Consider the following 25,809-nt stretch of genomic DNA (forward strand, 5'->3'; position numbering starts at 1 on the left):
GCACGCATGAGCGAAACCCTCGATCTGAGTCTGGAGGGCGTGGAGCGCCGGTCACTGGCCGACTTCACCGAACAGGCTTACCTGAACTATTCCATGTACGTGATCATGGACCGCGCCCTGCCGCACATCGGCGACGGCCTCAAGCCCGTACAGCGGCGCATCGTCTACGCCATGAGCGAACTGGGCCTGGACGCCGACGCCAAGCACAAGAAGTCGGCGCGGACCGTCGGTGACGTGCTGGGTAAATACCACCCCCACGGCGACTCGGCGTGCTACGAAGCCATGGTGCTGATGGCCCAGCCGTTCTCCTACCGCTACCCGCTGGTGGACGGCCAGGGCAACTGGGGTGCGCCGGACGATCCCAAGTCCTTCGCCGCCATGCGTTACACCGAGGCCCGCCTGTCGCGCTACGCCGAGACCCTGCTCTCCGAACTGGGCCAGGGCACCGCGGACTGGGTGCCGAACTTCGACGGCACCCTCGACGAGCCGGCCGTGCTGCCGGCGCGCCTGCCCAACCTGCTGCTCAACGGCACCACCGGCATCGCCGTGGGCATGGCCACCGACATTCCGCCGCACAACCTGCGCGAAGTGGCCGCCGCGTGCATCCGCCTGCTGGACGAGCCGCAGGCCACCGTCGCCGACCTGATCGAGCACGTGCCGGGCCCGGATTTCCCCACCGAGGCGGAAATCATCACCCCCCGCGCCGACCTGCAGAAGATCTACGAAACCGGCCGTGGCTCGGTGCGCATGCGCGCCGTGTACCGCGTCGAGGATGGCGACATCGTAGTCACCGCGCTGCCGCACCAGGTCTCCGGGGCCAAGGTGCTGGAGCAGATCGCCGGACAGATGCAGGCCAAGAAGCTGCCGATGGTGGCCGACCTGCGCGACGAGTCCGACCACGAGAACCCGACCCGCATCGTCATCATCCCGCGCTCCAACCGCGTGGATGCCGAAGAGCTGATGACCCACCTGTTCGCCACCACCGACCTGGAAAGCTCGTACCGGGTGAACATGAACGTCATCGGCCTGGACGGCAAACCCCAGGTCAAGGACCTGCGCCAGGTGCTCAGCGAATGGCTGACCTACCGCACCGACACCGTGCGCCGTCGCCTGCAGTTCCGCCTGGACAAGGTCGAGAAGCGCCTGCACCTGTTGGAAGGCCTGCTGGTGGCCTTCCTCAACCTCGACGAGGTCATCCACATCATCCGTACCGAGGACCAGCCCAAGCCGGTCCTGATGCAGCGCTTCGAGCTGTCCGAGCTTCAGGCCGACTACATCCTCGACACCCGCCTGCGCCAATTGGCGCGCCTGGAAGAGATGAAGATCCGCGGCGAGCAGGACGAGCTGGCCAAGGAGCGCGCCAAGCTGCTGGCGATCCTGGGTTCCAACGCCAAGCTGCGCAAGCTGGTGCGTGACGAGCTGCTGGCCGACGCCGAGACCTACGGCGACGACCGCCGCTCGCCCATCGTCGAGCGCGCCGAGGCCCGTGCCCTGTCGGAAACCGAGCTGATGCCGACCGAGCCGGTGACCGTGGTGCTGTCCGAGAAGGGCTGGGTGCGCTGCGCCAAGGGCCACGACATCGACGCCACTGGCCTGTCGTACAAGGCCGGCGACGGCTTCAAGGCGTCCGCGCCGGGCCGTTCGAACCAGTACGCGGTATTCATCGACTCCACCGGGCGCAGCTACTCGCTGGCCGCCCACAGCCTGCCGTCCGCCCGTGGCCAGGGCGAGCCGCTCACTGGCCGCCTGACGCCGCCGCCGGGCGCCAGCTTCGACCGCGTGCTGCTGCCGGAGGATAATGCCCTGTATGTGCTGGCCTCCGACGCCGGCTACGGCTTCGTCGCCAAGGGCGAGGACATGCAGGCCAAGAACAAGGCCGGCAAGGCGCTGCTCAGCCTGCCCAGCGGTGCGCAGGTGATGGCGCCGCGTCCGGTAAATGATTTGGAACAGGATTGGATTGCCGCAGTCACTACCGAGGGCCGACTGCTGTTGTTCAAGGTGTCCGACCTGCCGCAACTGGCCAAGGGCAAGGGCAACAAGATCATCAGCGTGCCGGGCGACCGCGTGGCGAGCCGCGAGGAGTACCTCACCGACCTCGCCGTTCTCCCGACGGGCGCGACCCTGGTACTGCAGGCGGGCAAGCGGACGCTCTCGCTCAAGGGTGACGACCTGGAGCACTACAAAGGCGAAAGGGGCCGTCGGGGCAATAAACTGCCGCGCGGATTCCAGCGGGTGGATGCCTTGCTGGTAGAATCGCTGTCTCAGGATTGAAACGCGGTTCGATACATCCTGCCTCTGGAGCTGAGGCGCCGGTTGAGGGATGATACGTCCCTTTGGCTACCGGCGCCTTTCGCGCGTTGCCTGAATTTTTTTGGTTTTGTTGGAAGTAGCGCCGAACTTCGGCGAATGACGGTGATCCAGATGAGCGCATTGCGCGCCTTGGCCTTTCTTTCCCTCGTCAGCCTTCTCGGGCTGGCGGGTTGTACGGTGAATCGACCGACCCAGCTGTACCAGCTGGACGCCGGCGCGGTTCCCGTTCCGACCCGTGACAACGGTGTCGCCGTATTGCTCGGCCCGGTTTCCCTGGCCGATTACCTGAAGCGCGAGACCATGGTCCAGCGCCAGGCCGACGGTATCCTCAATCTGTCGACCGAAGCCCGCTGGGCCGGCAGCCTGGAGACCAACGTCAGCCAGCAGCTGATGCGCCTGCTCTCCGGCGAGCTCGACAGCACGCGCCTGGCCCTGTTCCCGGAGAAGCCCGGCTTTACGCCGCAGGTGCAGGTCATGCTGACCATCAGCCGCCTGGACTCCGGCCCCAAGGAGCCGGCGGTGCTGGAGGCGCGCTGGCGCCTGCTCGACCCGAAGGGTGAGCTGCGCGACAGCCGCGTGTTCCGCGAGGAAGAAGCGCACTCGGGCAGCGTGCAGGATCAGGTGCGCGCCCAGGGTGATCTGCTGCGCAAGCTGTCCGTGCAACTGGCCCGCGATGTGCGTCCGGTCGCTGCCGCCGTGGCGGAGCAGCAGGCGGCGCCGCCGCGCAAGCCGGCAGCGGTGGCCAACACCGGCCAGGCTGCCAAGCCCAAGGAAGAGGGGCCGAAGATCCCGCTGGTGGTGCCGATCCGCACCGATGTCGAGGTCTATCGCTTCTAAGTCGGACGCTGCGCACCGGCTCGATCGCGGCCCGCAAGCCATGGCTTTGCGGGCCGTTCTGTTTCTGCGCTGGCCGTTTTTGACATTTTCTTGACGGCCTTCGTGGTATCTACAGGCGCTTGTGCAGGCTATTGGCGCCCGGACGTTTCCGCGCGGAGCCTGCGAGAGACTCGCGCGTGTCGTCATTCCCCCCAACCTCCAGTGTTCAGGCGGATTCCGCCCTGGGTCGTCAGACGCTTTGCGTCATGCTGGCGGCGCTGGTGCTGTTCCTGCTCGGCGTGCAGGGCGATGCCTTCGTCGGCTTCGACTCGCGCTTCGTGCTGTTCGCCCGCGAAATGCTGCGCCACGGGCCGGGCTGGTTCCCCACCACCTACGGCGTGCCCTATCCGGATTACCCGGCGACCTCGACCTTCCTGACCTACCTGCTGTCCCTGCCGCTGGGGCGTGTCACAGAATTTACCGCCTGGCTGCCCACAGCCCTGGCGGCGGCGATCTGCACGGGCGTGGTGTATCGGCTGGTGGCGCCGTTCTCCCGCTCCTGGGCGCTGATCAGCGTGGCCATGCTGCTGCTGACCGCCACCTTCGTCAGCGAAACGCGGGCGGTGTCCCTCGACCTGATGGTCGCGTCCGTCGGGCTGCTCGCCTTCTACGTCGCTTTCCATGCCGAACGCCACTCCCTGGCGGGGCTGCTGCTGCGACTGTTGCCGCTGCTGCTGGCCGGCTTCGCCCTGCGCGGGCCGCTCGGGCTGGTGGTGCCGGCGGGCATGGTGTGCAGCCAACTGCTGCTGGATCGGCGCTGGAAGCCACTGTTCGCCTTCTCGGCCAGTGCGCTGGCGCTGCTGATCGCCTGTGTGTTCCTGCTGATCGGCCTGGCGCGCGCCGCCGGTGGCGAGACATTCGTGCAGGACGTCCTGCGGATGCAGGTGATCGGTCGACTGGACGGCTCCGCCGGCTCCAGTGATGCGCTGTATTACTTCCGCAGCTCCCTGGGCAACTACGCGCTGGCCTTCCCGCTGGCGTTGCCGGCACTGGCGCTGCTCTGGCAGCGGCGCCGCGAGCCGGCGTTCCGCCTGGTGGCGGGCTGTGCCCTGGCCGCGTTGGTGGTGATGGCGGGGCTGTCGGTGCCGCAGGCCAAGAAGGCCCGCTACATCATCGCCCTGGCGCCTTTGGCGGCCGTGGTCGCGGGGTATCCGTTCATGGTCGCCGGCAGCCGACTGGCACAGGCCCTGCGCGGTGTGTTGCGGGTGCTCTGGCTGGCCTTGCCGGCACTGCTGCTGGCCGGCTTGTGGCTGGCCTGGAAACGTTATCCGCAGGAGCTCGCCGCGCTGGGCTGGCGCCTGCCGGCCTGCATCGTCGCGCTCGCCGGGTTGCTCGCGTTCGGCGCGCTGCGTTGGCGGCGGCCGGCGGCGCTGGCCCTGGGGGCCGCGCTGGCGCTGTGGGCAAGCTACATCCTGGTGTTCGAGCCGGTGGAACACCGCCTGTACGACAGCCAGGCATTTTCTGCCGAGCTGCTTCGCCACCTCGATGCGCAGCCCGCGCCCCTGGCGCTGTACGGCATGGCGCCGGACGCGCGGGCGATCAAGCTGATGGTCAACCTCGACCGCGACCTGCAGCCGCTGTTCCTCGACCGCCCGGAGCAGCTCGCAGCGCAACGCGGGCCGTTCTACCTGATGATCCAGGCGCGCGATGCGCAGCGCCTCGCCGCCGTCCTGCCCATGGCCTCGCCGCTGTTCGAAGGCCGTTTCGACAACGACACCTACCGCCTGCTGCGGCTCCCGGGAGCGGGCACCACGCCGTGATGAAAGCACTGACTTCCCTGCTCGCCTGCTGCCTGCTGCTCGGCGGTTGCGGCGATGCCGACACCCAGGACGTGGTCGAGCGCGACCAGGCGTTCTTCCGCCAGCACCCGCTGCCGCCGCTGGAGCTCGTTTCCGGCGGCGGCAGTTTTGTCCTGCCGCTGTTGCCCGATACCCAGTTCTACGCCGAGAACAATCACCGCAAGCGCCACCTGTTCCGCAGCGAACAGCGCTTCCCCAACCTGCCGTACCAGCCGGCGCTGGCGTTCTTCGCCCAGACCTTCTGGCTGGCCAAGCACGCCGAGGTGCTGCAGGTCCCGCTGGTGGTGCACCTGGGCGACGTGGTGGAAAACGCCGGTGTCGCCAGCCAGTGGCAGACCGCCAGCGGCGCCATGCGCACCCTGGAAGAGCGCGGCGTGCCGTACAGCATCGCCACCGGCGAGCGCGACGTGCACGAGGAAGCCAGTTCGGATGACCGGCGGTCCTTCCTCGACCGTTTCGCCGATCACTTCGGTCCGGAGCGCGCCGCCTGGCAGAGCACCTACGTCGGCAGCGACCCCAAGGGACTGAGCCAGGTGCACCTGTTCCAGCGCTACGGCCAGTCCTTCCTGTTGCTGGCGCTGGACTGGAACCCGTCCGAGGCGACCCTGGCGTGGGCGCATGGCGTGATCGACGAGCATCCCCACGTGCCGGTGATCCTCGCTTCCCACAGCATCCTGCAGCGCAATGCGGAGGGCGTGGCGGAGCTTTCCCACGACGATAATGGCAGTGGCGCGCGGTTGTGGGAGCGCCTGATTCGCCGCAACGACCAGATATTCCTCACCCTCAACGCCCATGCCGACGGCGCCGTGCACACGCGGATGCTCAACGACCAGGGGCACAGCGTGGACATGGTGATGGTCGACTACCAGCACCAGTACTTGGGCGGCAACGGCCTGTTGCAGCTACTGGAGCTGGACCTGCGGCGCAACAGCCTGGCCGGCTTGTCGCTGTCGCCCTGGGTGCTGTGGAAGCGTCAGGTCTACCCGCAGGCCTACAAGCCCTGCGAGTCGCCGCAGGCGATGGGGGATTGCGACCAGTTGATGCCCGAGGACTCACCCGGCTGGGACCACCGTTTCCGGATCGAGCTGAATTACCAGGCGCGCTTCAGCAGCTTCCAGGGCTACAGCGCCCAGTTGCCCGTGCAGGGCTCGCCGGCGTCGCTGCTGGACCAGCTGCAGGCGCAGCTCGGCAAGCGCTGAGCGGCGTCAGTCGTTGCGCGGCAGCAGGCGGCGCACGCCGATCCCCGCCAGGGCCCCCCCCAGGCACGGCAGCCAGACCCAGCGCGCCTCGGAGATCACCACCTCCAGCCCGCGCGGGCTGAAAAAGCGCGACAGGCCGATGGGCGAGACCTCGATGGGGTGCCAGGGCAGGAAGTAGCGCTGCTGGCTCCAGGGCCAGAACCAGGCGACCCCCAGGCCGCCATCGGTCATGGCGTCCAGCACGCTGTGGGAGGCGGTCGCCAGGCCGATCCACAGGCCGGCCTTCAGCGGGCCGCTGCCCAGCAGCCGGCAACCGGCAGCCCCGAGCACGCCCAGGCAGGCCGCGAACAGCAGCGAATGGCTGAAGCCGCGATGGCCGAAGGCGTCGTGATAGGCAATGCCGAGCTTGAAGGCGACCACGTCGAGGTCGGGCAGGCACGCGGCCAGCAGGCCGGCCAGCAGCAGGCGCGGCGGGATCACGCCTGAGCCGAGCGCAAGGCCCACGGCCAGCACAGGCAGGGGATGGGTGATCAGGGTGGTCATGGAATCCGTTCCACGAGGGGCCGGGCGGCCCCTCTCTTTCTATGGCGGGTCAGCTGGTGCGCAGCGCCCGCATGCGCGACAGCTGGCGTTCGAGCATGGAGGGGTAGGGTTCCTTCAGCCATTCCACGCAGCAGGCGTTTTCCGGGCTGGCGATGGGACGGATGCGCGCGCGTTCGCGGACTTTTTCATCGTCGCCGATGGATTTTTCCACCAGCAGCAGGTTGCGGCTGTGCTGGCTCAGGGCCAGGGCGTCCTGGGCGGCGGAGTTCTCCAGCAGCTCGGGCTGTTCCAGCTCGGCGATGTCTTCGCCCAGCACCAGGCCCAGCTGTAGCTGCAGGGTGATGCCGCTGTCGGCCACTTCGATCTGCAGGGCGTGGCCCAGGGCGCGCATCAGCTCGCCGCAGCACAGGGCGTTGGTGAGGAATTCCTCGTCCTGGTCGCGGCTGTGGAAGAGAATCAGGCTGCCACCGTCGTTGAGGGTGTAGAGCGTGCCCTTGTACAGGCGCGCGGCCTGCTCCAGGCAATCGCGGTAGCGCTGCAGCAGGTCGACCAGGCGCGGGCGCGGCAGTCGGCGCAGTTGTTCCTGGGCGCCCAGCTGCACCGCGAGCACGGCGCTTGTGCCGGTGGAAAGCGGTTCCGGCTCGGCCTCGGGTTCCTCTTCCTCGACACCGATCTCGTCGTCAGCCTCTTCTTCGACCGCGGGCTCGAAGTCGTCCTCGGGGAAGTCGTCGTCGGTGTCGGCAGCGGCTTTGCGGCGTGCGGCGGGGGCGAGCAGTTCGTCGTCGGAGAAGATGTTCTCGTCGAACTCGTGTTCGTCAGTGGCGTCGGCGCCTTCCAGCAGCGGTTCCTTCACGGCGGCCTTGGCGGGCGCTTTCGCACGCGGCGCCGGGGCGCTGACCACCGGCTCGGGCGCTGGCGGCTTCTCCGGCACCAGGCGTGCCTGCAACTGGCGGGCGAGGTCGCCGATCTCGTTCTGCAGGCCGACGCCCGGCGCGGGGTCGTCCGGATCGCGCAGCCAGACACGCAGCTGCAGCAGTGGCGTGGAAATCTGCCGGCCCAGGCGCAGGCCGAAGGTCAGGGTGAGCAACAGCAGGATCAGGCTGATCAGCCCCATGCTCTGCAGGCTGACGGTCATCGGCTGCTCGAACTGGTGCATGTCGAGGCTGATGCGCAGGTGGCCGGCGATCACTTCCTGGAAGGTGATCGGCGTGGAATACAGGCCTTCGGCATCGCCCAGCAGGCCCTGCTTGGGCCGCGTGCCGGACTCGGCGAGGATGCGGTTGTCCACGCTGTAGATCGCCGCGTGGGCCACCAGCGGGTTCTTGGTCAGGTTGTTGAGCAGCACGTTGAGGCTAAGGATGTCGTTGGACACCAGCAGCTCGGTCGCCGATTGCGCGGTCTGCGTGGTCAGGCTTTGGCCGAGGGCGTCGGCCTGCTGCTGCATGGCCTGCTTGAACTGCATGCCCATCACCCAGGCGTAGATCACCAGGGCGGCGGCCACCAGCAACAGGCCGTGGATGGCGATGCGCAAGGCGATCGGCACGCGGCGCTGGCGCAGGGCGTGGAACAGCAGCAGGAAGAAATTGTCGGGCTTGACGGACGTGGGCCGGGTCACAGCGGGCTCGGTCTTCTTTAAGGGCAGATGCGGGGCAGTATAACGAGGCCCTACCGGGGGGCAAAGCGTCGCAGGCACTGTCAAGGCGGCGAAAGTCGGCGTGGCGCGCCCATCTGTCGTGCATTCCGATCGGCGGCGACGCCATCCGGGCGGGCGAGCGGAGCATCCGCCGGCGGTGAAAGCAGGTAGAATGTCGGCCTTTTTTCCATGGCGGAGACAGCGCCTTGCGCGAGATCGTCCTGATCAACATCACCGGGGAAGACCGCCCCGGCCTCACCGCGGCCATTACCGGCGTCCTGGCGCAGGGTGGTGTGAACATCCTCGACATCGGCCAGGCGGTGATCCACGACACCCTGTCCTTCGGCATCCTGGTGGAAATCCCGGATAACGAGCGGGCCTCGTCGGTGCTCAAGGACGTGCTGTTCACGGCCTACAAGCTGGACCAGCAGGTGCGTTTCACCCCGGTGTCCGAAGACGACTACCGGCAGTGGGTCGGTGGCCAGGGCAAGCCGCGCCACATCGTCACGCTGCTGACGCGCCGGGTCACCGCCGAGCAACTGCAGCGGGTCAGTTCGATCACGGCCAAGTACGGCCTGAACATCGACCAGATCGATCGCCTGTCCGGGCGCATGCCGCTGGACATGCCGGCCGACGAGGGCAAGGGCTGCATCGAGTTCTCCGTGCGCGGCGAGCCGGCCGACCCGGCCGCCCTGCGCGCCGAGTTCCTCAGCGTGGCGCAGGAGCTGAACGTCGACATCGCCTTCCAGCAGGACTCGGTGTTCCGCCGCAACCGCCGCCTGGCGGTGTTCGACATGGACTCGACGCTGATCGAGGCCGAGGTCATCGACGAGCTGGCCAAGGCGGCCGGCGTCGGCGACAAGGTGTCGGAAATCACCGAACGCGCCATGCGTGGTGAACTGGATTTCCGGGCGAGCTTCAAGGAACGTCTGGCATTGCTTCAGGGCCTTTCCGAGGACGTTCTGGAAGAAATCGGTGCGTCGCTGCGCCTGACCGAAGGCGCGGAGACCCTGTTCGCCGAACTCAAGCGCCTGGGCTACAAGACGGCCATCCTGTCCGGCGGCTTCAGCTACTTCGCCAAGCAGTTGCAGGCGAAGCTGGGCATCGACTACGTGTTCGCCAACGAACTGCAGATCGTCGACGGCAAGCTGACCGGCGTGGCCATCGAACCCATCGTCGATGCCCAGCGCAAGGCCGACCTGCTGCGCGAGCTGGCGGCGAAGGAAGGCCTGCAGCTGGAGCAGACGATTGCCGTGGGCGACGGCGCCAACGACCTGCCGATGCTCGGCCTGGCCGGCCTGGGCGTGGCCTTCCGCGCCAAGCCGCTGGTCAAGCAGTCGGCCAAGCAGGCGATCTCCACCCTGGGGCTGGACGGCATCCTCTACCTGCTCGGCTTCCGTGATCGCGAAGGTGCCTGATCCGCGCGGATCGACGACGTAATGAAAAAGCCGCCCCGAGGGGCGGCTTTTTGTTTTGCGCAGGCGCTGGTGGCCTCGGCATGAAGCGAACCCGATCGCGGACGGAGTCCGCTCCTACGTTCAGGTTGGGTGTGGGAGCAACTGTCTCTCTGAAAGCTCGTGCCTGTATTTCCCTCTCCCTAACCCTCTCCCTGAAGGGAGAGGGGACCGTATGGTGCAGGATGAAACCTTAGCGTCAGCCGGCACGGACAGCTCCCTCTCCCTTCGGAGCGGGGCGCGTAGCCAGGGCGGGGGAGAGGGCACGCCCCGGCGCGATTTTCAGGTAGGAGCGGACTCTGTCCGCGATCGATCACGCCCAGCGCCGAACTGCCCCATGACCGAGTGGTTCGCGAGCAATGACGATGGCGTCCCCCTCGCTCCTACAGGTTCGTTCGGGTTATTCGTCCGAGGCGAAGTCGTAGTCCATCGCCTGGCTCGGCCCCTGCAGGTAGCGGCCCTGGATGTAGTTGGCGCCGGCCTGCCACAGGGTGGCCAGGGCGCTGGCGCTTTCCACCATGGGCACGATGGTCAGCTTGGCCTGGGCGTGCAGGCTGGCCATCAGGGTCTTGAGGTTTTCCTGGTTGTCCGCGCTGTTCAGGTCCTGCACGTAGGAGCCGTCCACCTTCACGAAGTCGACGTTCATGTGCTTGAGCGTGTTGAACGGGTTGAGTGCGCAACCGAACTGGCACAGCGCGATCTGGCAATGCAGCTCGGCCAGGCCCTGGCTGAGGAGCTTGGCCTGGCGCAGGTAGGCGATGGCGTCCGGCTCGCTGATCTGCACGATCAGCGCATCGGCCGGCAGGCGCGAGGCCTTCAGCGCCACGCTCAGCCACGGCAGCAGCTCCGGGTCTTGCAGGCTGGGGCCGGAGAGGTGCACGAAGAGCTTGGTCTCGTGGCCCTTGGCGCGGTGTTCGGACAGCAGCTTGATGGAATTGAGCAGCACCCAGCGGTCGATCTTCTCGGCCAGGCCACTGGCCTTGGCGGCATTGAGGAAGTCTGCCGGCGGCACTTCCTCGCCCTGCGGGTTGAGCAGGCGCAGCAGCACTTCGTAGTGCTCGTGGGTGTCGCCGCGCAGGCTGATGATCGGCTGGAACAGCAGGCGGAAGCTGTTCTGCTCCAGCGCCTGGCGGATGATCGCGACGATGTCGCCACGGTAGGCAGCAGCGGCGAGTTCATCGGCCGGGTTGTAGACCTTCAGGCCGTTGCCATCCTTCTGCGCCACGTCGTCGGCGCCGCGGTGGGCGCGCTCGATCACGTCCTGGGCGCGGGTGGTCTTCTCGTCCAGCCCGGCGGTGCCGATGGACAGGGTGACCTGGGCGGTGCGCCCATGGATGTCGAACAGGTGGCCCTCGACCTTCTTCAGCAGCGCGCTGAAGCGCGGCGCCGATTGCTCCGGGGTTTCCCCCGGCAGCAGCACGGCGAACACGTCGTCGCTCAGGCGCGCCAGCTGGGCCGGCTCGGGGAACTGGCCGCGCAGCAGGTTGCCCAGGTCCGCCAGGAGCAGGTCGATGCTGGCGACGCCGAGGTCGAGCTGCAGTGCCTGGGCGCGGTCGAGCAGCATGTAGGCGAAGGTCGCTGGCTGGCCGGCGGTGACGGCGCGCTCCACGGCGCCATCCATCAGGTTGAGGAAGTGGGCGCGGTTGAACAGGCCGGTGACCAGGTCCTGGCTGCTGACCTCGCGGAGTTTTTCCTCGAGCTGGGCGTTGCCGGTTTCGGCGCGGATCACCACCTGGATGCACGGCTCGCCGTCATAGGTGGCCGGCGAGAAGGTCATGCGCGCGGCGAAGGTCTGGCCGTCGCTGCGGATGCCGCTGCAGGCCAGTTCGGCGTTGTCTTCGGTGGTCTGGTAACCCTTGAGGAAATCCTTGAAGGTGGCCTGGTCGCAGCCGGCGATCAGGTCGATCATCGGCATGCCTTCGAGTTCCTCGGCGTCTTCGTAGCCGAACAGGCCGACGTAGGCGCGGTTGGCGTAGATGTGCATGCCGTCGTGGACGTAGGTGATGGCGTCCACCGAGCTGTCCAGCAGCAGTTGGCAGCGTTTCTCCGCCTCGCGCAGGGCAACTTCGGCAGAGCGCCGCGCACGGCGTTCCTCGAGGTTGGCCAGCTCGCGGTTGGCCACCAGGATCAGGCGCTCGTCCTCGCCTTGCGGCAGGGCATCCTGCGCGCCGAGGGCCAGGGCCTCGGTCACGGCGTCGGAGTCGTTGCCGCTGACCAGCTGGATGAAGGGGATGTCCTTGGCCTGGCGGCGGATCGCGCCCAGCGCTTCGCTGGGATCCAGCGCCTCGGCCTCGGGGGCGGCGATCAGCAGGTCCCAGCCCTGGGGCAGGATCTCCGTCAGGTCTTCGCTGGACGTAATGCGATGGACGCGGGTCGCGCGACCGGCGTTGCGGAACAGGCTGACCAGGCGCTCGGCTTCATTTTGCGAGTCTTCCAGGATCAGCAGGCGGATGGTTTTCTTTTCATTGGCCATGGGGAAGGCTGCTTATACCGCGCTGGGCGGCAGCAAAAAGGCGACGAAAGGGGAGCCTTCGGAATCTACAGAGACTTCCACAGCGAGTCAAAGTCTTCCTCCCCGCCTGGGCTGCGAGCGTTCGTCCCTGTGATGGGCTTATCGCTCGGGACGCCGGCCGCGTCCTGCGCCTGGTATTCGAACTGGGTGAAGCTGGCGGTGGCGGTGACCTTGCGGGTCAGCGTGGCGCGGCGCTCGTCGCCGTGCAGGTTGAGCTGCACGCGGTTGCCTTCCTGGAAGGGCAGGCGCGGGGTGATGACGGTGGCCGGCCGGGAGATCGCGGCGATCTCCGGCAGCAGCAGGGCGCGCAGGTACTGGCTGCCCTGTTCGGTCTTGCGCAGCAGTTGCAGGCCGCAGGGCTGGGCGAGCGGGGCGATCAGTTCGATGCCCATCTGCGTGCCGCCGCCGCGGACCTGGCGGATCCAGCGCACCACGGCGACGCTCCAGCCATGCTCCGGGGTGTCCTGGATGCCGAGCAGCTCGCCCGCCTGCAACTGGCTGGGGATGTCCTTCGGCCAGGTCAGGCAGTAGCCGCCGGGGCTGTGGTTGACGATGGCCAGGGTGTACACCGGGTAGTCGTCGCGCGGGGTTTGCGCCGCGACGCCCAGGCCTGAGTCGTCGCCGGCGCGCGGGGCGGTGTATTCGATCTCTTCCAGCGGCATGCCGGGTTGCCAGTCGTTGACCTTCTGGGCGTCGAAGGCGCCGGCCCAGGCGTCCTTCACTTCGGTCTTGAAGGTGGGTGCCTGGAGTTCGACCTGCAGCTTGAGCAGGTCGGCGAAGTTCTTCCGCCCGGCGAGGAAGTAGTGCAGGGCGCTCATGCCGATGCACAGGGTCAGTTGGCCCTGGCCGGGGGTGCGGTGGAAGGTGCGTTCGGCGATGTCGCCCCAGGCCGCCGCGAGGTGTTGCAGCAGGTCGATGCTGACGCCTTCAGGCACCTTCAGGCGTGCCTGGGCGCGGTTTTCCGGCGGCAGCAGGAGGTATTCGCGGATCACGTCCACCAGCGGCTGCGGGTCGATGCCCAGGGCGCCGGTGAGATCGCTGTCCTTGAACAGGGTGCGGTAGCGCGGCGGGCCATCCACCTGCGGCACCACCACGAACAGGGTGGAGGGCGCATCGGCCGCCTGCACCTTTACCTGTGCGGCCCAGCCTTCGAGCGCTTCGGCGACGCGGGCGATGTTGTTCTGGCGCATCTGGTTGCAGCGCGCGGAACCGAGCATCAGCGCCACCAGGTAGGCGTGCTCGATGGACAGGCCCTGCGCCTGGCGCGCCAGCGCATCGCGCACCGGGGTGTGCTGCAGGCCGTGCTGACGGGCCAGTTGGTAGAGCTGGTGGAGTTCCAGCCACAGGTGCTCGGGCACCGGGCAGTACAGTTGCGAGGCGCGCACCAGCGGGCCGCTGAGGCTGCGGATGGCGCGCTGGATGGCGGCGGTCATCACCTGCGCGCGCTCGCGGGTGAAGCGCGAGGCCTCGCGCACGACGATCAGCTTGTAGCCGATGGCCAGGTGGTTCTGCAGGGCCTGGCAGAGGTTGGCGACCTTGCGCGGACGCTCGTCCAGGACGATGGACTGGTTGAGGAAGTGCCGCTCCAGGTTATGGCAGACGAAGTGGACTTCCGGGCGGAACAGTTCCAGCAATTGCAGGCGCGCCTCTACCGGCAGCTTGAGCTGGTTGAGCTCGATCAGACCCTGGTAGAGCTGGCGGGCGGTCTCCCCGAGGTTGGCCTTGGGCAGGTGATCCAGCCAGTATTTCAGCTCGCGCGTGTTGGCGTTGCAGAAGCTCAGGCTCTCGTGCGACGGGGTGGGTACACGTAGAAACTGCTGGGGACTGTTGTCCATGGCGGAAATGATTTCTCCACAATCCGGCCCGTTGTACGAACCGGTTGGTCATTACTGTCGGCTTTTTCCGAACTCTAGCAGCATCCGTCGCCCGCCGCAGCCCATCGCCCGGATGGTGCGCGGACAGGTCACGCTCGCGGCGTTTCGCCCTTGAGCTGGCGTTGCAGGGCGTCCTGCGCCGAGTCCTGGGCGCTGCTGCGCACCCAGCCGTCGCCCTGGGGGATCACCGGGTGGGCGGCCCAGTCGAGCAGGTCCTGGCGCCGGCAGACGCCGGTGTTGCCCTTGCCGGCGCCGGCAACCACCTTGTAGACCACCTGGTCCTGGCGGCCGCGCTTGTCCGGGTGGTCGTCGATCACCTGGCGCACGGCCCAGGCGTCGCCGATCAGGGCATTGCTGTAGCGGGCGCCGAGCAGGATGTCCTCGGGCGTCAGGCGCTGCGCCTGGGCGTGCTCCTGGGCCAGCTGGAGGATCTTCAGCAAGTCGTCGAACTGCACGTCGATGTAGGAATCCATCTTGCGCAGCGCGTGGTAGAGGTCTTCCGGCGCCGGGCCGGCCGGCAGCGTCGGCGTGGCCGGCAGGCGCGCCAGCGGCGCGGGGTAGCGGCGCCAGGCGAACAGGCCGTTGAACAGCACGGCGACGACGAGGATCAGCGCCACATTGAGCAGCACCGGGCTGAGCACGTAGTGCAGGCCCAGGGCGGTGATCGCCGGGCCGCCGGAGACCGCCGCCAGCGCGGTGGCGCCGCCTGGCGGATGGATGCAGCGCGCGTAGTGCATGACCAGGATCGCCGCCGCGACCGCGAGGGCCGGGGTGAAGGGCTGGTCAGGGAAGAGTGTCTGGCAGAGCACCCCGACGATGGCCGAGAGCACCTGGCCGCCCAGCACGGCCCAGGGCTGCGACAGCGCCCCGTGGGGCACGGCGAACAGCAGCACGGCGCTGGCGCCCATGGAAGCGACGACCCAGATGGCCGCTTCACTGGGCAATACCCAGTGGGTGACGGCATAGATGGCGGCGATGCCGCACAGCGCTCCGATCGCGGAGAGCCATTTTTCCAGATGGCTGGTGGCGTTGGCGCGCCAGCCCATCAGGTGCAGGAAGCGTTTCATGGCAGGAGCAGACACGATGAGGCGAGAAGCATTGGCGGGCGGCTCGTCGGCCGCCCGTCTTATGGAGGCGGGCGTCAGCCCTGGCGAGCGCCACCCAGGCGCTCACCCATGCGCACGGCGCTGGTGGCGGCGAGGTTTTCCGCCCAGCTGACCTGCTCGGGGCCGAACAGCACGATGGCGGTGGAGCCCAGCTTGAAGCGGCCCAGCTCGGCGCCCTTCTCCAGGTGGATCGGCGCACGGGAGGCTTCGTCGTAGGCGAACGATTTCAGCTCGCGCTTGGGCGGCGTGACCAGGCCGGCCCAGACGGTTTCGATGGAGGCGACGATCATCGCGCCCACCAGCACCACCGCCATCGGCCCGCGCTCGGTGTCGAAGATGCACACCACGCGCTCGTTGCGAGCGAACAGCTCCGGCACCTGCTCGGCGGTGAGCTGGTTCACCGAGAACAGCCGGCCCGGCACGTAGACCATTTCGCGCAGGGTGCCGGCCAGCGGCATGTGCACGCGGTGGTAGTCCTTGGGCGACAGGTAGACGGTGGCGAAGTCGCCGCCCATGAACGGCGCGGCGCGCTCGGCGTCGCCGCCCAGCAGTTCCATCAGGCTGTAGCTGTGGCCCTTGGCCTGGAACACGCGGCCGTGCTCGATGGGGCCGAGCTGGCTGATGGCGCCGTCGGCGGGGCTGAGCACCGCGCCGGGGGTTTCGTCCAGCGGGCGGGCGCCGTCTTTCAGGGCGCGGGTGAAGAAGGCATTGAAGTGCTCATAGGCGCGCAGGTCCTCGACCTGGGCCTCGCGCATGTCCACCTGGTAGCGGCGGGCGAACCAGGGAATCAGGCGGTCCTTGAACCAGGGCGCGCGGCATTCGGCGGCGCAGCCGATCAGGCGCGACAGCAGGTGATGCGGCAGCAGGTACTGGGCGAGGATGAACAGACGATCTTTGAACGACATTCCTTAAACCTCTACGGGGGTGTCGGGATGGTTGCCCCATTCCGACCAGGAACCGGCATAGCCCTTGACCCGCGGATAGCCGAGGGCCTTGGCCACCAGGTAGGTGAAGCCGGAACGATGGTGGGTCTGGCAGTGGGTGATCACTTCCTTGTCCTTGGTGATGCCCAGGTCCTGGAGGATCTGCGGCATATCGGTACGGATGCGCAGGGCGCGGGCCGGGTCCATGCCGGCGGTCCATTCGAAATTCACGGCGCCGGGCACGTGCCCGCCCTTGGCGGCGAGTACTTTCTGGCCGCTGTACTCGCTGGGGTTGCGCGCATCCCAGACGGCCAGGTCGGCGGCGCCCAGGCGGCTCTGCAGGTATTCGCGGGTAGCGGTGGGTTCGTCGTGCAGGGTCAGCGGCAGCGGGCCGCCGGCGGGCGCGGGGACGTCTTCGCTCAGCGGCAGGCCATCGGCGAGCCAGGCGTGCAGGCCGCCGTCGACGTAGTGGTACTTGTCGTGGCCGATCACGTCCAGCAGCCAGATGAAGCGGCCGGCCCAGCCGCCGCCTTCGTCGTCGTAGACCACGTAGACGGCATCGGGGTTGTGGCCCAGTTCGCCGAACAGCGCTTCCAGGTCGGCCTTGGCCGGCAGCAGGCCCGGCGCCGGCGTGCCGCCCAGCTGGGTGCGCGCGGGGGCGACGAAACGGGCGCCGGGGATGTGGCCCTGGGCGTAGCGCGCGGCGCTGGTCAGGTCGACCAGGATCAGTTCGGGGGCATCGAGGCGGCTGGCGAGGTCAGCCGGTTCGATCACCAGGGGCAGGGCGGAAAAGGCGGACATGTCGGAGTCTCCCGGCGAGAGCAGTGGGGGAGGCAACGTGAGCTCGCGCCCTGGGCTACCCCTTGAGGGCGGTTAGTTTAAAGGGGACGCGGCGGGGCGCAAACCTTTCCGGATCAGGCGCCCCGCGCCATCTGCTTCACCGCGTGCTCGATGCACTGCACGGTGCGGCCGAAGGCCTGGGCGTGCAGGTCGGCCAGGGGCTGGCCGTGGCGGTCGCAGACCACCAGCATGACCACGCGCACGCCGTTGCCCAGCGAGCGCAGCAGCAGGTGTTCGCTGGGAAGCAGCGCCTTCAGTGTGCCGGGAATCAGGGCCGAGAATTCCGCGATGTTCGCCGGGCTCAGGCGCAACTGCCCGGGTTGTTGCAGGAGTTTGCGCAGCACCGGGCTGGCGGCGACCTCCAGCTTGAAGTCGCCGATCTCGCTGTCCAGGCCGAAGTGCCGGCGCGCCTGCAACCAGCCGCCGCCCTTGTCGGCCAGCAGGATCATCCCGCGTTGCAGCCCGCAGGCCTGCAGGGCGGCGCTGGCGCAATCGAGCAACTGCACGGCGTTGCCGAACGGGCTGGGCGTCTGCATCAGCCGGGCACACTGGCGGCGCCAGTCTTCGAGGGTGTCCGGGGCCTTGGCCGGTTCCTCGGCCTTCGGGCCATTGAGCCAGCGGCGCGCATCCCAGGGCCAGAGGAGCGCCTCGGCCGGGTGCCAGAGCAACGGGCGGGCGTGGCGGCGGGCGCTTTGCGCGGCCAGGCCGTGGACGGTCTGCTGCAGCTCCTCCAGGGGCATCTGCAAGTACAGGCTGGTCAGGCGCTGCCAGCGCAGCATGTGCACGCCGCCCCAGGACTGGTGCGCCGCCATGGCGAGGCTGTTGGCCAGCAGGATGGTGTTGGCCGGGCGGGTCAGCCAGCGTTGCAGTTCCGGATCGGCGTCCAGGCGCTGCTGCTGGCCCAGCGGTTCGAGTTCGGTGTGGGCGACGTGCAGGGCGCGCACCAGCAGGCGCTTGTCGTCGCTGAGCAGGGCATAGCCCTGGCCGACCCAGTCCGGCAATCGCCAGCTGTCGGCCAGCGCGCGGCACAGCGGCAGCAGAGGGGTGCCGAGCAGCTCCTCCTCGACTTCGCTGCTGCAGCGGCCCAGTCCGTAGACCTGGCGTTGCCAATTCTCCACCAATTCCGGCCTGGCGGTGGCCAGTGCCCACAGTGGCGCGAGGGTGAACAGGCTGCCCCAGTGGATTTCCTGCCAGAGCCGCGCCAGACGGTTGGCGAACAGGCCGCTGGCCTGCTGCATGGCGTGGCGGCTGATCAGCAGCAACTGGTTCAGGGCGCGCGGCATCTGTGCTTCCGGCACCGCCGGCAGGCGCTCCAGCAACTGGCTGGCGCGGGACAAGCCCAGGCGGTTGAGGGCGACCTCCAGGCTTTCCGCCGGGTTGTCCCGGGCGCTGGGCGCGCGGTTGGCCTCGCGCAGGATGGCGAAGGCCAGCGTCGGCGCGTCCTGCAGCAGCTCGGCGATGTCGCGGATCGAGCGGCGGCTGTCGTTCAGCGCCCGGCGAATGTCATCCCGCTGCTCCAGCGGAACCGGCAACGGCAGATCTTCCAGCTGGGTAAGCCAGGCCTTGAGACGCTCGGGATGAAGCATTTGCTTGGGCATGCGTGAGGCGCCGAACTGGTTTTTAGTGTTTTCGGCCTATAGTCTTGCCCGAAATCTCCGATAACAACAGGGAGGCGGGAATCATGCCTCTCTTTCTGTTCACCGTTTCAGTCCGGTCCCCATGGCAAAAATCATCGGCATCATCGTCATTCTGGGCAGCGTCCTCGGCGGCTACATGCTCTCCGGCGGCAAGATCGCGGCCATCATCCAGCCGTTCGAAGTGCTGATCATCGGCGGCGCGGCGCTGGGTGCCTTCCTCCAGGCCAACCCCGGCAGCACCTTCATGACCGTGCTGAAGAAGGCGCCGAAGATGTTCGGCAACCGCTTCACCCACACCTTCTACCTGGAAGTGCTGGGGATGCTCTACGAGGTGCTCAACAAGAGCCGCCGCGAAGGCATGATGGCCATCGAGGCCGACGTCGAGGATCCGGCCGCCAGCCCGATCTTCAGCAAGTACCCGGCCGTGCTCAAGGATGAACGCATGACGGCGTACGTCTGCGACTACCTGCGCATCATGTCCTCCGGCAACATGGCGCCCCACGAGCTGGAAGGCCTGTTCGACATGGAGCTGGGCAGCCTCAAGGAGGACCTGGAGCACCCGGCCCACGCCGTGACCCGTGTCGCCGACGCCCTGCCGGGCTTCGGTATCGTCGCCGCGGTACTGGGCATCGTGATCACCATGGCCCTGCTCGGCCAGGGCAGCCAGGCCGAGATCGGCCACCACGTCGCCGCGGCGCTGGTAGGCACCTTCCTCGGTATTCTCGCCGCCTACGGCTTCGTCGGCCCGCTGGCCAACGCCCTGGAGCACGACGCCAAGGAAGAGCTGAACCTCTACGAAGCGATCAAGGCCTGCCTGGTGGCGTCCGCCTCCGGCATGCCGCCGTCGCTGGCCGTGGAGTTCGGCCGCAAGGTGCTGCTGCCGGCGCACCGCCCGAGCTTCAGCGAACTGGAGCAGGCCGTTCGCGGTCGCTGATGGGGCGTCTGACGCATGGATAACAACCAGCCGATCATCGTCAAGCGCGTCAAGCGCTATGCCGCCGGCCACCATGGCGGTGGCTGGAAGATCGCCTTCGCCGACTTCGCCACCGCCATGATGGCGTTCTTCCTCGTGCTCTGGCTGCTGTCTTCGGCCACGCCGGAGCAGAAGAAGGCCATCTCCGGCTATTTCCAGGACCCCATCGGCTTCACCGAGAGCGCCAGCCCCTACGTCATCGACCTGGGCGGCACGCCGACGCCGGCGCCGGACAAGACCCTGAACCCGCAGATCCAGGCCCAGCCGGATGCCGACGAGACGCGGGTCAACCCGGACGAGAACGCCAAGATCAACGAGCAGCAGGCCCAGGACGTCGCCGAGCAGGTGGAGAAGGAGCGTCTGGAGCTGTTGCTGCAGGAGCTGCAGAACAAGGTCGACGAGAACCCGACGCTGAAGCGCTTCAAGGACCAGATTCTCTTCGAGATCACCCAGGACGGCCTGCGCATCCAGATCGTCGACTCGGACAACCGGCCGATGTTCGACCTGGGCAGCGCGCGCCTGCAGCCGTACTTCGAGGACATCCTGCTGGCGCTGGCCGAGACCATCAAGCAGGTGCCGAACAAGATCAGCATCAGCGGCCACACCGACGCCAAGCCCTACGCCGGCAACGGCGAGTTCGGCAACTGGGAGCTGTCCGCCAACCGCGCCAACGCCGCGCGGCGGGCGCTGGAAGCCGGCGGCTACCCGGAAGACCAGATCGCCCGGGTGGTCGGCTATGCCTCGTCCGCGCTGTTCGACCGCGACAAGCCGCTCAACCCGGTGAACCGCCGCATCGACATCATCGTCCTGACCAAGAAGGCCCAGCGTGCCATCGAGGGGCAGGATGGCGGCGCTGACAAGGCCGCTGCTGCCCCGGCAGCCCCAGGCGTCGCTCCGGAGGCGCCCAACGCCGCGCCGGCCAAGCCGGCGGCCGGCCAGGGCGACCCGCTGCCGCCGGACCAGCTCAAGCAGAAGCTCAACCTGTTCGACGACGGCGGCACGCTCAAGCTCGACGAGCTGAACAAGCAGCAGTGATGAACGAAAAGGCCAGCTGAAACGCTGGCCTTCTTCGTTATGGCCAGATCACGGATATGCTGGCTCTTCGTAGGAGCGAGCTTGCTCGCGAACCGCATCGCAGTGGAGCTTGTTCGCGAGCAAGCTCGCTCCTACAGATCAGGGCAAGTCGTCATCCGCCGATCAATATTCGTCTTCGGGCAGGCTCGCGAGGATGTGCCGGTAGCTCGCCATCCGCTGCGGCGAGATGCGTCCGTCTTCCAGCGCCTTGAGCAGTGCACAGCCCGGTTCGCGGTCGTGCTTGCAGTCGCGGAAGCGGCAGTGGCCGAGCAGGTCGTGGAATTCGATGAAGCCCGCTTCCACGTCGTCGCGGCTGACATGGCCGAGGCCGAATTCGCGGATGCCGGGGGAGTCGATCAGGTCGCCGCCGGCGGGGAAGTGGAACAGCCGCGCGGTGGTGGTGGTGTGGGTGCCCTTGCCGGTGACTTCCGACAGGTCGCCGACGCGGGTGTCGACGCCCGGCAGCAGCGCATTCACCAGCGACGACTTGCCCACGCCCGACTGGCCGACGAACACGCTGACGTGTTCGTTCAGCGCCGCGCGCAGGGCGTCCAGCGCCAGGCCGTTGAAGGCCGACACCTCCAGCAGCGGATAGCCCAGCTCGCGGTAGGTACCCAGCAGCGAATCGAGGAAGGGCGCGTTCTGCTCGTCGATCAGGTCGGCCTTGTTCAACAGCAGCAGCGGCTTGATGCCGGCGTGCTCGGCGGCCACCAGGTAGCGGTCGATCAGGTTGGCGTGGGGCTCCGGGCGCGGGGCGAAGACGATGACGATGCGGTCGACGTTGGCCGCCACCGGCTTGAGCACGCCGCGCATGTCCGGGCGGCGGAGCTCGGAGGTGCGCGGCAGCTGCGCGACGATCACGCCGATGCCCTGGTTGCCCGGGCGCCAGACCACCTGGTCGCCGGTCACCAGCGGCGGCAGGTTGGCGCGCAGGTGGCAGCGGAACACTTCGCCGGCGTGGTCGCCTTCCTGGGCCTCGACCTCCACCTGCACCCCGAAGTGGGCGATCACCTGGCCGGTCTGTTCCGGGCCGAGGTCGCCGCCTTCCAGTTCTTCCAGGGCGCGCGACTCGCGCTTCGCCGCGCGCGCAGCGCGTTCTTCCTGGACTTTTTCGATCCGCCAGCTCTGCCGGCGGGTGAGGTGACGCTTGGCCATAGGGTATCCACAGGGAAAATCGCGGCGGAGTTTAGCATGCGGCGGTGTGCTTCCCGCTAAACTAGAGGGCTGAGCTGAGGAGCCCCATCATGCAGAACCCACAGAACCTGATCTGGATCGACCTGGAAATGACCGGTCTGGACCCGGACAAGGACGTCATCATCGAGATGGCGACCATCGTCACGGATAGCGACCTGAACATTCTCGAAGAAGGCCCGGTGATCGCCGTGCACCAGAGCGAGGAACTGCTCGCCGGCATGGACGAGTGGAACACCCGCCAGCACGGCCAGTCCGGCCTGACCCAGCGGGTGCGCGAAAGCAACATTTCCGCCGCCGAGGCCGAAGCGATGACCATCGCCTTCCTCGAGAAGTGGGTGCCCAAGCGCAGCTCGCCGATCTGCGGCAACAGCATCTGCCAGGATCGCCGCTTCCTCTACCGCCACATGCCCAAGCTGGAAGGCTACTTCCACTACCGCAACCTGGACGTCTCCACCCTCAAGGAACTGGCCGCGCGCTGGGCGCCGGCGGTGCGTGACGGCTTCAAGAAGGGCAACACCCACCTGGCGCTGGACGACATCCGCGAATCCATCGCCGAGCTGCGCTACTACCGCGAGCATTTCATCAAGGTGTAAGCGGAGCGATTCTGCTCTTGTAGGAGCGAGCTTGCTCGCGAACATGAATCCCGCTGCGGGGCTGGTTCGCGAGCAAGCTCGCTCCTACGAAAAGCCATCGCGTCAAACGTTGTGCCGTGCCAGCGCCCACTCCACGTGCTCGCGCACCAGTTCCGAGGGGAATGCCCGGCGCGCGCGCAGGGCCTCGATCACCGGGATGGTCGAGGGCGCATTGCCCAGCCCCACGGCCAGATTGCGCAGCCAGCGCTCGTAACCGGCGCGCCGCAACGGCGAACCTTCGGTGCGGCTGAGGAATTCTTCCTCCGTCCACAGGAACAGCGCCGCCAGCGCGGCGTTGTCCAGGCTGTGGCGCGGCTGGAAGTCGCCCTGGTCGGTGGCGCGGGCGAAGCGGTTCCACGGGCAGACCATCTGGCAATCGTCGCAGCCGAACACGCGGTTGCCGATCAGTGGGCGCAGTTCTTCGGGGATCGAACCCTTCAGCTCGATGGTCAGGTAGGAAATGCAGCGCCGCGCGTCCAGCACATACGGCGCCACGAAGGCAGCGGTGGGGCAGATGTCCAGGCAGGCCGAGCAGCGCCCGCAGTGCTCCGTGCCGTGGGGCGGGTCCACCGGCAGCGGCAGGTCGGTGAACAGCTCGCCGAGGAAGAAGTAACTGCCGGCCTTGCGGTTGAGCACCAGGGTGTTCTTGCCGATCCAGCCCAGCCCCGACTGCTCGGCGATGGCCTTCTCCAGCACCGGCGCGCTGTCGACGAAGGCGCGAAAGCCAAATGGTCCGATCTGCTGCTGGATGCGCTCGGCCAGTTGCTGCAGGCGCTTGCGGATCAGCTTGTGGTAGTCGCGGCCCAGGGCGTAGCGCGATACATAGGCTTTCTCCGGGTCGCCCAGCACCTGTGCCATGCGCGTGTCGCCGGGCAGGTAATCCATGCGCAGCGACACCACGCGCAGGGTGCCGGGCACCAGTTCGTCCGGCCGCCAGCGCTTGCTGCCGTGGGCGCCCATGTAGTCCATCTCGCCGTGGTAGCCCGCCTCCAGCCAGCGTTGCAGGTGCTCGCCGTGGGCCTCCAGGTCCAGCCCGCTGATGCCGACCTGCTGGAAGCCGAGTTCGCGCCCCCAGTCCTTGATGGAGAGGGCGAGGTCGTCATAGTCGAGCGTCGAATCGTGCATGGAAGGCGGGAAAGCGAAGTCGGGGGTGCGTATAATTCTGCCAGACCCAGCCGGCGTCGGCCCGTCCGTACGCCAGGAGAGGTTCAAAATACGCCGCGCGCCGGCGTTTGATCCGTCTCCAAGGCGACACATCCTGCCGCCCGGAACCGCGATGATTGCCCACGACGATCTGCCCCTGAATCTCTACAGTGCCCAGCAGGTGCGCGACCTCGACGCGCGCCTGATCGCCGCCGGCACGCCCGGCTTCGAACTGATGCGCCGCGCCGCCCATGCCGCCTGGCGCGCCCTGCGCCGCCAGTGGCCGGATGCCGGCGAGGTCACCGTGCTGGCCGGCCACGGCAACAACGCCGGCGACGGTTATCTCATCGCTGCCCTGGCCATGCGCGCCGGCTGGCGCGTGCGCGTGCTGGCGGTGGGGGATGTCTCCCGCCTGTCGGGCGACGCCGCCGCGGCCCATGGCGAGGCGCGCTCGGCCGGGGTGGACGTTGCCCCCTGGAGCGACGGCGCCGAGCTGCGCGGCGTGCTGGTGGACGCCCTGCTCGGCACCGGCCTGGGAGGCCCGGTGCGGGAGCCCTACGCGTCGGCCATCGCCGCGATCAATGCCAGCGGGCTGCCGGTGCTGGCGGTGGACATTCCCTCCGGCCTGAGCGCCGACACCGGGCAGGTGCTCGGCGGCGCGGTGATGGCCGACCTGACCGTGACCTTCATCGGCCTCAACCTCGGCCTGTTCACGGCCAGCGGCCCTGATTGCTGCGGCGAGCTGGTTTTCGACGGGCTCGACGCCGACCCTGCGCTGCTTCCCTCTGCGGGCGCCGCCGTTCGCCTCGCGGCGGATTCGCTGCCGCGCCTGGCAGCGCGCCCGAAGGCTGGGCACAAGGGCCTGTTCGGCCATGCGCTGGTGATCGGTGGCGATACCGGCATGGGCGGCGCCGTTCTGCTGGCCGCCGAGAGCGCGCTGCGCTGCGGCGCCGGGCTGGTGTCCCTGGCGACCCGGGCCGCCCACGTACCCGCTGCACTGGCTCGCCGGCCCGAGCTGATGGCGCGCGGCGTCTCCTCTTCCGCCGAGTTGCTGCGCCTGGCCGAGCGCGCCGATCTGCTGGTGGTCGGCCCTGGCGTCGGTCGCGAAGCCTGGGGGCGGGTGCTGGTCAGCGCCGCAGCGAGCCTCGCGCGCCGACAGGTGTGGGATGCCGACGCGCTCAACCTGCTGGCCGAAGGCCTGGTCGCGCGTCCGTCCGGCGACTGGGTCATCACCCCGCACCCGGCCGAAGCGGCGCGGCTGCTGGGCATGTCCACCGCCGAGGTCCAGGCGGACCGGCCCAAAGCCGCCCACGCGCTGGCGCAGCGCTATCAGGCGGTGGTGGTGCTCAAGGGCGTTGGCAGCCTGGTCGCATCCCCCGATGGCCGCCTGGCGCTGTGCAATCACGGTCACCCCGCCATGGCCGGCGCCGGGCTGGGCGACGTGCTGTCCGGCATCCTCGGTGCGCTGCTGGCGCAGGGGTTGCCAGTGTTCGACGCCGCTTGCCTGGCCGTCTGGTTGCATGCGTGCGCCGGCGAGTCGCTTGGCGCGCAAGGTCGCGGGCTGGCGGCCGCCGATCTGATTCCTGCCGTTCGTCAGTTGCTCGAGGAGCTGTCCCCATGCCTGAACTGAATCTGTTTGCCGATGGCGAAGAGGCCATGGTCGACCTGGGCCGGCGCCTTGCCGAGGCAACCGCCGGGCGCGGGGTGATCTACCTGCACGGCGACCTGGGGGCGGGCAAGACCACGCTGTCGCGCGGCATCCTGCGGGGATTGGGCCATGGCGGAGCGGTGAAAAGTCCGACATTCACCCTGGTCGAGCCCTACGAAATCGGCGAGGTTCGCGCCTTCCACTTCGACCTCTACCGACTGGCCGACCCGGAGGAACTGGAGTTCCTCGGCATCCGCGACTATTTCGAGGGCGACGCGCTGTGCCTGATCGAGTGGGCGGAGCGCGGCAAAGGCATTTTGCCAAAGGCCGACATGGACATTACCATTGTTCCGCATGCGGGCGGACGCATGCTGCGCCTCGACCCGCACGGAACACGGGGCGAAGCCTGGTGTGCCGCCCTGGCCACGGGAGCATAGAA

The 25,809-nt window shown here is 68.1% G+C and carries 20 protein-coding genes; 10 read left to right on the forward strand and 10 right to left on the reverse strand.

Annotation, left to right across the window (positions count from 1 at the left end):
• The first annotated feature begins 6 nt into the window (after positions 1-6).
• The 4 genes from parC (at position 7) to ACNFIA_RS12030 (ending at position 6,184) form a co-directional block, all read left to right on the forward strand.
• On the forward strand, positions 7-2,271 hold the full coding sequence (gene parC / locus ACNFIA_RS12015) for a DNA topoisomerase IV subunit A (protein WP_259757675.1): 2,265 nt from the start codon (positions 7-9) through the stop codon (positions 2,269-2,271).
• 150 nt (positions 2,272-2,421) lie between these two features.
• Positions 2,422-3,147, forward strand: coding sequence for a PqiC family protein (locus tag ACNFIA_RS12020; RefSeq protein ID WP_259757674.1), 726 nt, complete (start codon positions 2,422-2,424; stop codon positions 3,145-3,147).
• A gap of 245 nt (positions 3,148-3,392) precedes the next feature.
• Entirely contained in the window at positions 3,393-4,946 is a 1,554-nt protein-coding gene (locus ACNFIA_RS12025; RefSeq protein ID WP_416785436.1) for an ArnT family glycosyltransferase, read from the forward strand.
• A complete protein-coding gene (locus ACNFIA_RS12030) occupies positions 4,946-6,184 on the forward strand; it encodes a calcineurin (protein ID WP_416785059.1) in 1,239 nt (412 codons plus the stop codon). The genes ACNFIA_RS12025 and ACNFIA_RS12030 overlap by 1 nt, the downstream gene beginning before the upstream one ends.
• A 6-nt stretch (positions 6,185-6,190) precedes the next feature.
• On the opposite strand, the gene ACNFIA_RS12035 is transcribed toward ACNFIA_RS12030, so the two are convergent.
• Positions 6,191-6,727, reverse strand: coding sequence for a metal-dependent hydrolase (locus ACNFIA_RS12035; RefSeq protein ID WP_416785061.1), 537 nt, complete (start codon positions 6,725-6,727; stop codon positions 6,191-6,193).
• A 49-nt stretch (positions 6,728-6,776) separates the two neighbouring features.
• On the reverse strand, positions 6,777-8,342 hold the full coding sequence (locus ACNFIA_RS12040; RefSeq protein WP_416785063.1) for an AhpA/YtjB family protein: 1,566 nt from the start codon (positions 8,340-8,342) through the stop codon (positions 6,777-6,779).
• A 224-nt stretch (positions 8,343-8,566) separates the two neighbouring features.
• Here ACNFIA_RS12040 and serB point away from each other — a divergent pair, with 224 nt between their 5' ends.
• On the forward strand, positions 8,567-9,778 hold the full coding sequence (gene serB / locus ACNFIA_RS12045) for a phosphoserine phosphatase SerB (protein WP_259757670.1): 1,212 nt from the start codon (positions 8,567-8,569) through the stop codon (positions 9,776-9,778).
• 436 nt (positions 9,779-10,214) lie between these two features.
• Here the strand turns inward: serB and ACNFIA_RS12050 are convergent, their stop codons facing one another.
• The 6 genes from ACNFIA_RS12050 to ACNFIA_RS12075 all read right to left on the reverse strand — a co-directional run bounded on the left by ACNFIA_RS12050 (position 10,215) and on the right by ACNFIA_RS12075 (position 18,667).
• The gene (locus ACNFIA_RS12050) at positions 10,215-12,287 is read right to left on the reverse strand and encodes an EAL domain-containing protein (RefSeq protein WP_416785065.1); all 2,073 of its coding nucleotides are present in this window, start codon (positions 12,285-12,287) and stop codon (positions 10,215-10,217) included.
• Between the two features lie 65 nt (positions 12,288-12,352).
• Positions 12,353-14,161, reverse strand: coding sequence for a molecular chaperone (locus tag ACNFIA_RS12055; protein WP_259757667.1), 1,809 nt, complete (start codon positions 14,159-14,161; stop codon positions 12,353-12,355).
• Positions 14,162-14,289: 128 nt separating this feature from the next.
• Positions 14,290-15,267, reverse strand: coding sequence for an HPP family protein (locus tag ACNFIA_RS12060; protein WP_416785067.1), 978 nt, complete (start codon positions 15,265-15,267; stop codon positions 14,290-14,292).
• Positions 15,268-15,341: 74 nt separating this feature from the next.
• Positions 15,342-16,211, reverse strand: coding sequence for an archaetidylserine decarboxylase (gene asd, locus ACNFIA_RS12065; protein WP_259757664.1), 870 nt, complete (start codon positions 16,209-16,211; stop codon positions 15,342-15,344).
• A gap of 3 nt (positions 16,212-16,214) precedes the next feature.
• The gene (gene rhdA, locus ACNFIA_RS12070; protein ID WP_416785070.1) at positions 16,215-17,030 is read right to left on the reverse strand and encodes a thiosulfate sulfurtransferase; all 816 of its coding nucleotides are present in this window, start codon (positions 17,028-17,030) and stop codon (positions 16,215-16,217) included.
• Between the two features lie 113 nt (positions 17,031-17,143).
• Positions 17,144-18,667: an HDOD domain-containing protein gene (locus ACNFIA_RS12075; RefSeq protein WP_416785072.1), complete on the reverse strand. Its 1,524-nt coding sequence runs from the start codon at positions 18,665-18,667 to the stop codon at positions 17,144-17,146.
• Between the two features lie 121 nt (positions 18,668-18,788).
• Between ACNFIA_RS12075 and motA the strand changes: the two genes are divergently transcribed.
• Together motA and motB are read left to right on the forward strand one after the other, a co-directional pair.
• On the forward strand, positions 18,789-19,640 hold the full coding sequence (gene motA / locus ACNFIA_RS12080; protein ID WP_259757661.1) for a flagellar motor stator protein MotA: 852 nt from the start codon (positions 18,789-18,791) through the stop codon (positions 19,638-19,640).
• Positions 19,641-19,655: 15 nt separating this feature from the next.
• Positions 19,656-20,714, forward strand: coding sequence for a flagellar motor protein MotB (motB, locus tag ACNFIA_RS12085; RefSeq protein ID WP_416785074.1), 1,059 nt, complete (start codon positions 19,656-19,658; stop codon positions 20,712-20,714).
• A gap of 162 nt (positions 20,715-20,876) precedes the next feature.
• Here motB and rsgA read toward each other — a convergent pair whose 3' ends face one another.
• A complete protein-coding gene (gene rsgA, locus ACNFIA_RS12090) occupies positions 20,877-21,908 on the reverse strand; it encodes a small ribosomal subunit biogenesis GTPase RsgA (RefSeq protein ID WP_259757659.1) in 1,032 nt (343 codons plus the stop codon).
• 89 nt (positions 21,909-21,997) lie between these two features.
• Here rsgA and orn point away from each other — a divergent pair, with 89 nt between their 5' ends.
• Entirely contained in the window at positions 21,998-22,540 is a 543-nt protein-coding gene (gene orn / locus ACNFIA_RS12095) for an oligoribonuclease (protein ID WP_259757658.1), read from the forward strand.
• Between the two features lie 102 nt (positions 22,541-22,642).
• Here the strand turns inward: orn and queG are convergent, their stop codons facing one another.
• Positions 22,643-23,704 carry a tRNA epoxyqueuosine(34) reductase QueG gene (gene queG, locus ACNFIA_RS12100; RefSeq protein WP_259757657.1) on the reverse strand — a complete coding sequence of 354 codons (1,062 nt, stop codon included), beginning with the start codon at positions 23,702-23,704 and terminating at the stop codon, positions 22,643-22,645.
• Positions 23,705-23,855: 151 nt separating this feature from the next.
• On the opposite strand from queG, the gene ACNFIA_RS12105 reads away from it, so the two are divergent.
• Both ACNFIA_RS12105 and tsaE read left to right on the forward strand, forming a co-directional pair.
• On the forward strand, positions 23,856-25,352 hold the full coding sequence (locus tag ACNFIA_RS12105; protein WP_416785076.1) for an NAD(P)H-hydrate dehydratase: 1,497 nt from the start codon (positions 23,856-23,858) through the stop codon (positions 25,350-25,352).
• On the forward strand, positions 25,340-25,807 hold the full coding sequence (gene tsaE, locus ACNFIA_RS12110) for a tRNA (adenosine(37)-N6)-threonylcarbamoyltransferase complex ATPase subunit type 1 TsaE (protein ID WP_259757655.1): 468 nt from the start codon (positions 25,340-25,342) through the stop codon (positions 25,805-25,807). The genes ACNFIA_RS12105 and tsaE overlap by 13 nt, the downstream gene beginning before the upstream one ends.
• Positions 25,808-25,809 lie beyond the last annotated feature (2 nt).

It is taken from the genome of Pseudomonas sp. NY15437, assembly GCF_048068435.1.
GTDB lineage: Bacteria > Pseudomonadota > Gammaproteobacteria > Pseudomonadales > Pseudomonadaceae > Pseudomonas > Pseudomonas nitroreducens_B.

Excerpts from the sequence above, each read along its gene's own strand:
- ACNFIA_RS12020 (WP_259757674.1), top strand. The coding sequence starts at position 2,422 with ATGAGCGCATTGCGCGCCTTGGCCTTTCTTTCCCTCGTCAGCCTTCTC.
- queG (WP_259757657.1), bottom strand. The coding sequence starts at position 23,704 with ATGCACGATTCGACGCTCGACTATGACGACCTCGCCCTCTCCATCAAG.
- ACNFIA_RS12105 (WP_416785076.1), top strand. The coding sequence starts at position 23,856 with ATGATTGCCCACGACGATCTGCCCCTGAATCTCTACAGTGCCCAGCAG.
- motB (WP_416785074.1), top strand. The coding sequence starts at position 19,656 with ATGGATAACAACCAGCCGATCATCGTCAAGCGCGTCAAGCGCTATGCC.
- tsaE (WP_259757655.1), top strand. The coding sequence starts at position 25,340 with ATGCCTGAACTGAATCTGTTTGCCGATGGCGAAGAGGCCATGGTCGAC.
- ACNFIA_RS12055 (WP_259757667.1), bottom strand. The coding sequence starts at position 14,161 with ATGGACAACAGTCCCCAGCAGTTTCTACGTGTACCCACCCCGTCGCAC.
- ACNFIA_RS12025 (WP_416785436.1), top strand. The coding sequence starts at position 3,393 with ATGCTGGCGGCGCTGGTGCTGTTCCTGCTCGGCGTGCAGGGCGATGCC.
- asd (WP_259757664.1), bottom strand. The coding sequence starts at position 16,211 with ATGTCGTTCAAAGATCGTCTGTTCATCCTCGCCCAGTACCTGCTGCCG.
- rsgA (WP_259757659.1), bottom strand. The coding sequence starts at position 21,908 with ATGGCCAAGCGTCACCTCACCCGCCGGCAGAGCTGGCGGATCGAAAAA.
- orn (WP_259757658.1), top strand. The coding sequence starts at position 21,998 with ATGCAGAACCCACAGAACCTGATCTGGATCGACCTGGAAATGACCGGT.
- ACNFIA_RS12060 (WP_416785067.1), bottom strand. The coding sequence starts at position 15,267 with ATGAAACGCTTCCTGCACCTGATGGGCTGGCGCGCCAACGCCACCAGC.
- ACNFIA_RS12075 (WP_416785072.1), bottom strand. The coding sequence starts at position 18,667 with ATGCCCAAGCAAATGCTTCATCCCGAGCGTCTCAAGGCCTGGCTTACC.
- rhdA (WP_416785070.1), bottom strand. The coding sequence starts at position 17,030 with ATGTCCGCCTTTTCCGCCCTGCCCCTGGTGATCGAACCGGCTGACCTC.
- ACNFIA_RS12050 (WP_416785065.1), bottom strand. The coding sequence starts at position 12,287 with ATGGCCAATGAAAAGAAAACCATCCGCCTGCTGATCCTGGAAGACTCG.
- ACNFIA_RS12030 (WP_416785059.1), top strand. The coding sequence starts at position 4,946 with ATGAAAGCACTGACTTCCCTGCTCGCCTGCTGCCTGCTGCTCGGCGGT.
- ACNFIA_RS12035 (WP_416785061.1), bottom strand. The coding sequence starts at position 6,727 with ATGACCACCCTGATCACCCATCCCCTGCCTGTGCTGGCCGTGGGCCTT.
- motA (WP_259757661.1), top strand. The coding sequence starts at position 18,789 with ATGGCAAAAATCATCGGCATCATCGTCATTCTGGGCAGCGTCCTCGGC.
- parC (WP_259757675.1), top strand. The coding sequence starts at position 7 with ATGAGCGAAACCCTCGATCTGAGTCTGGAGGGCGTGGAGCGCCGGTCA.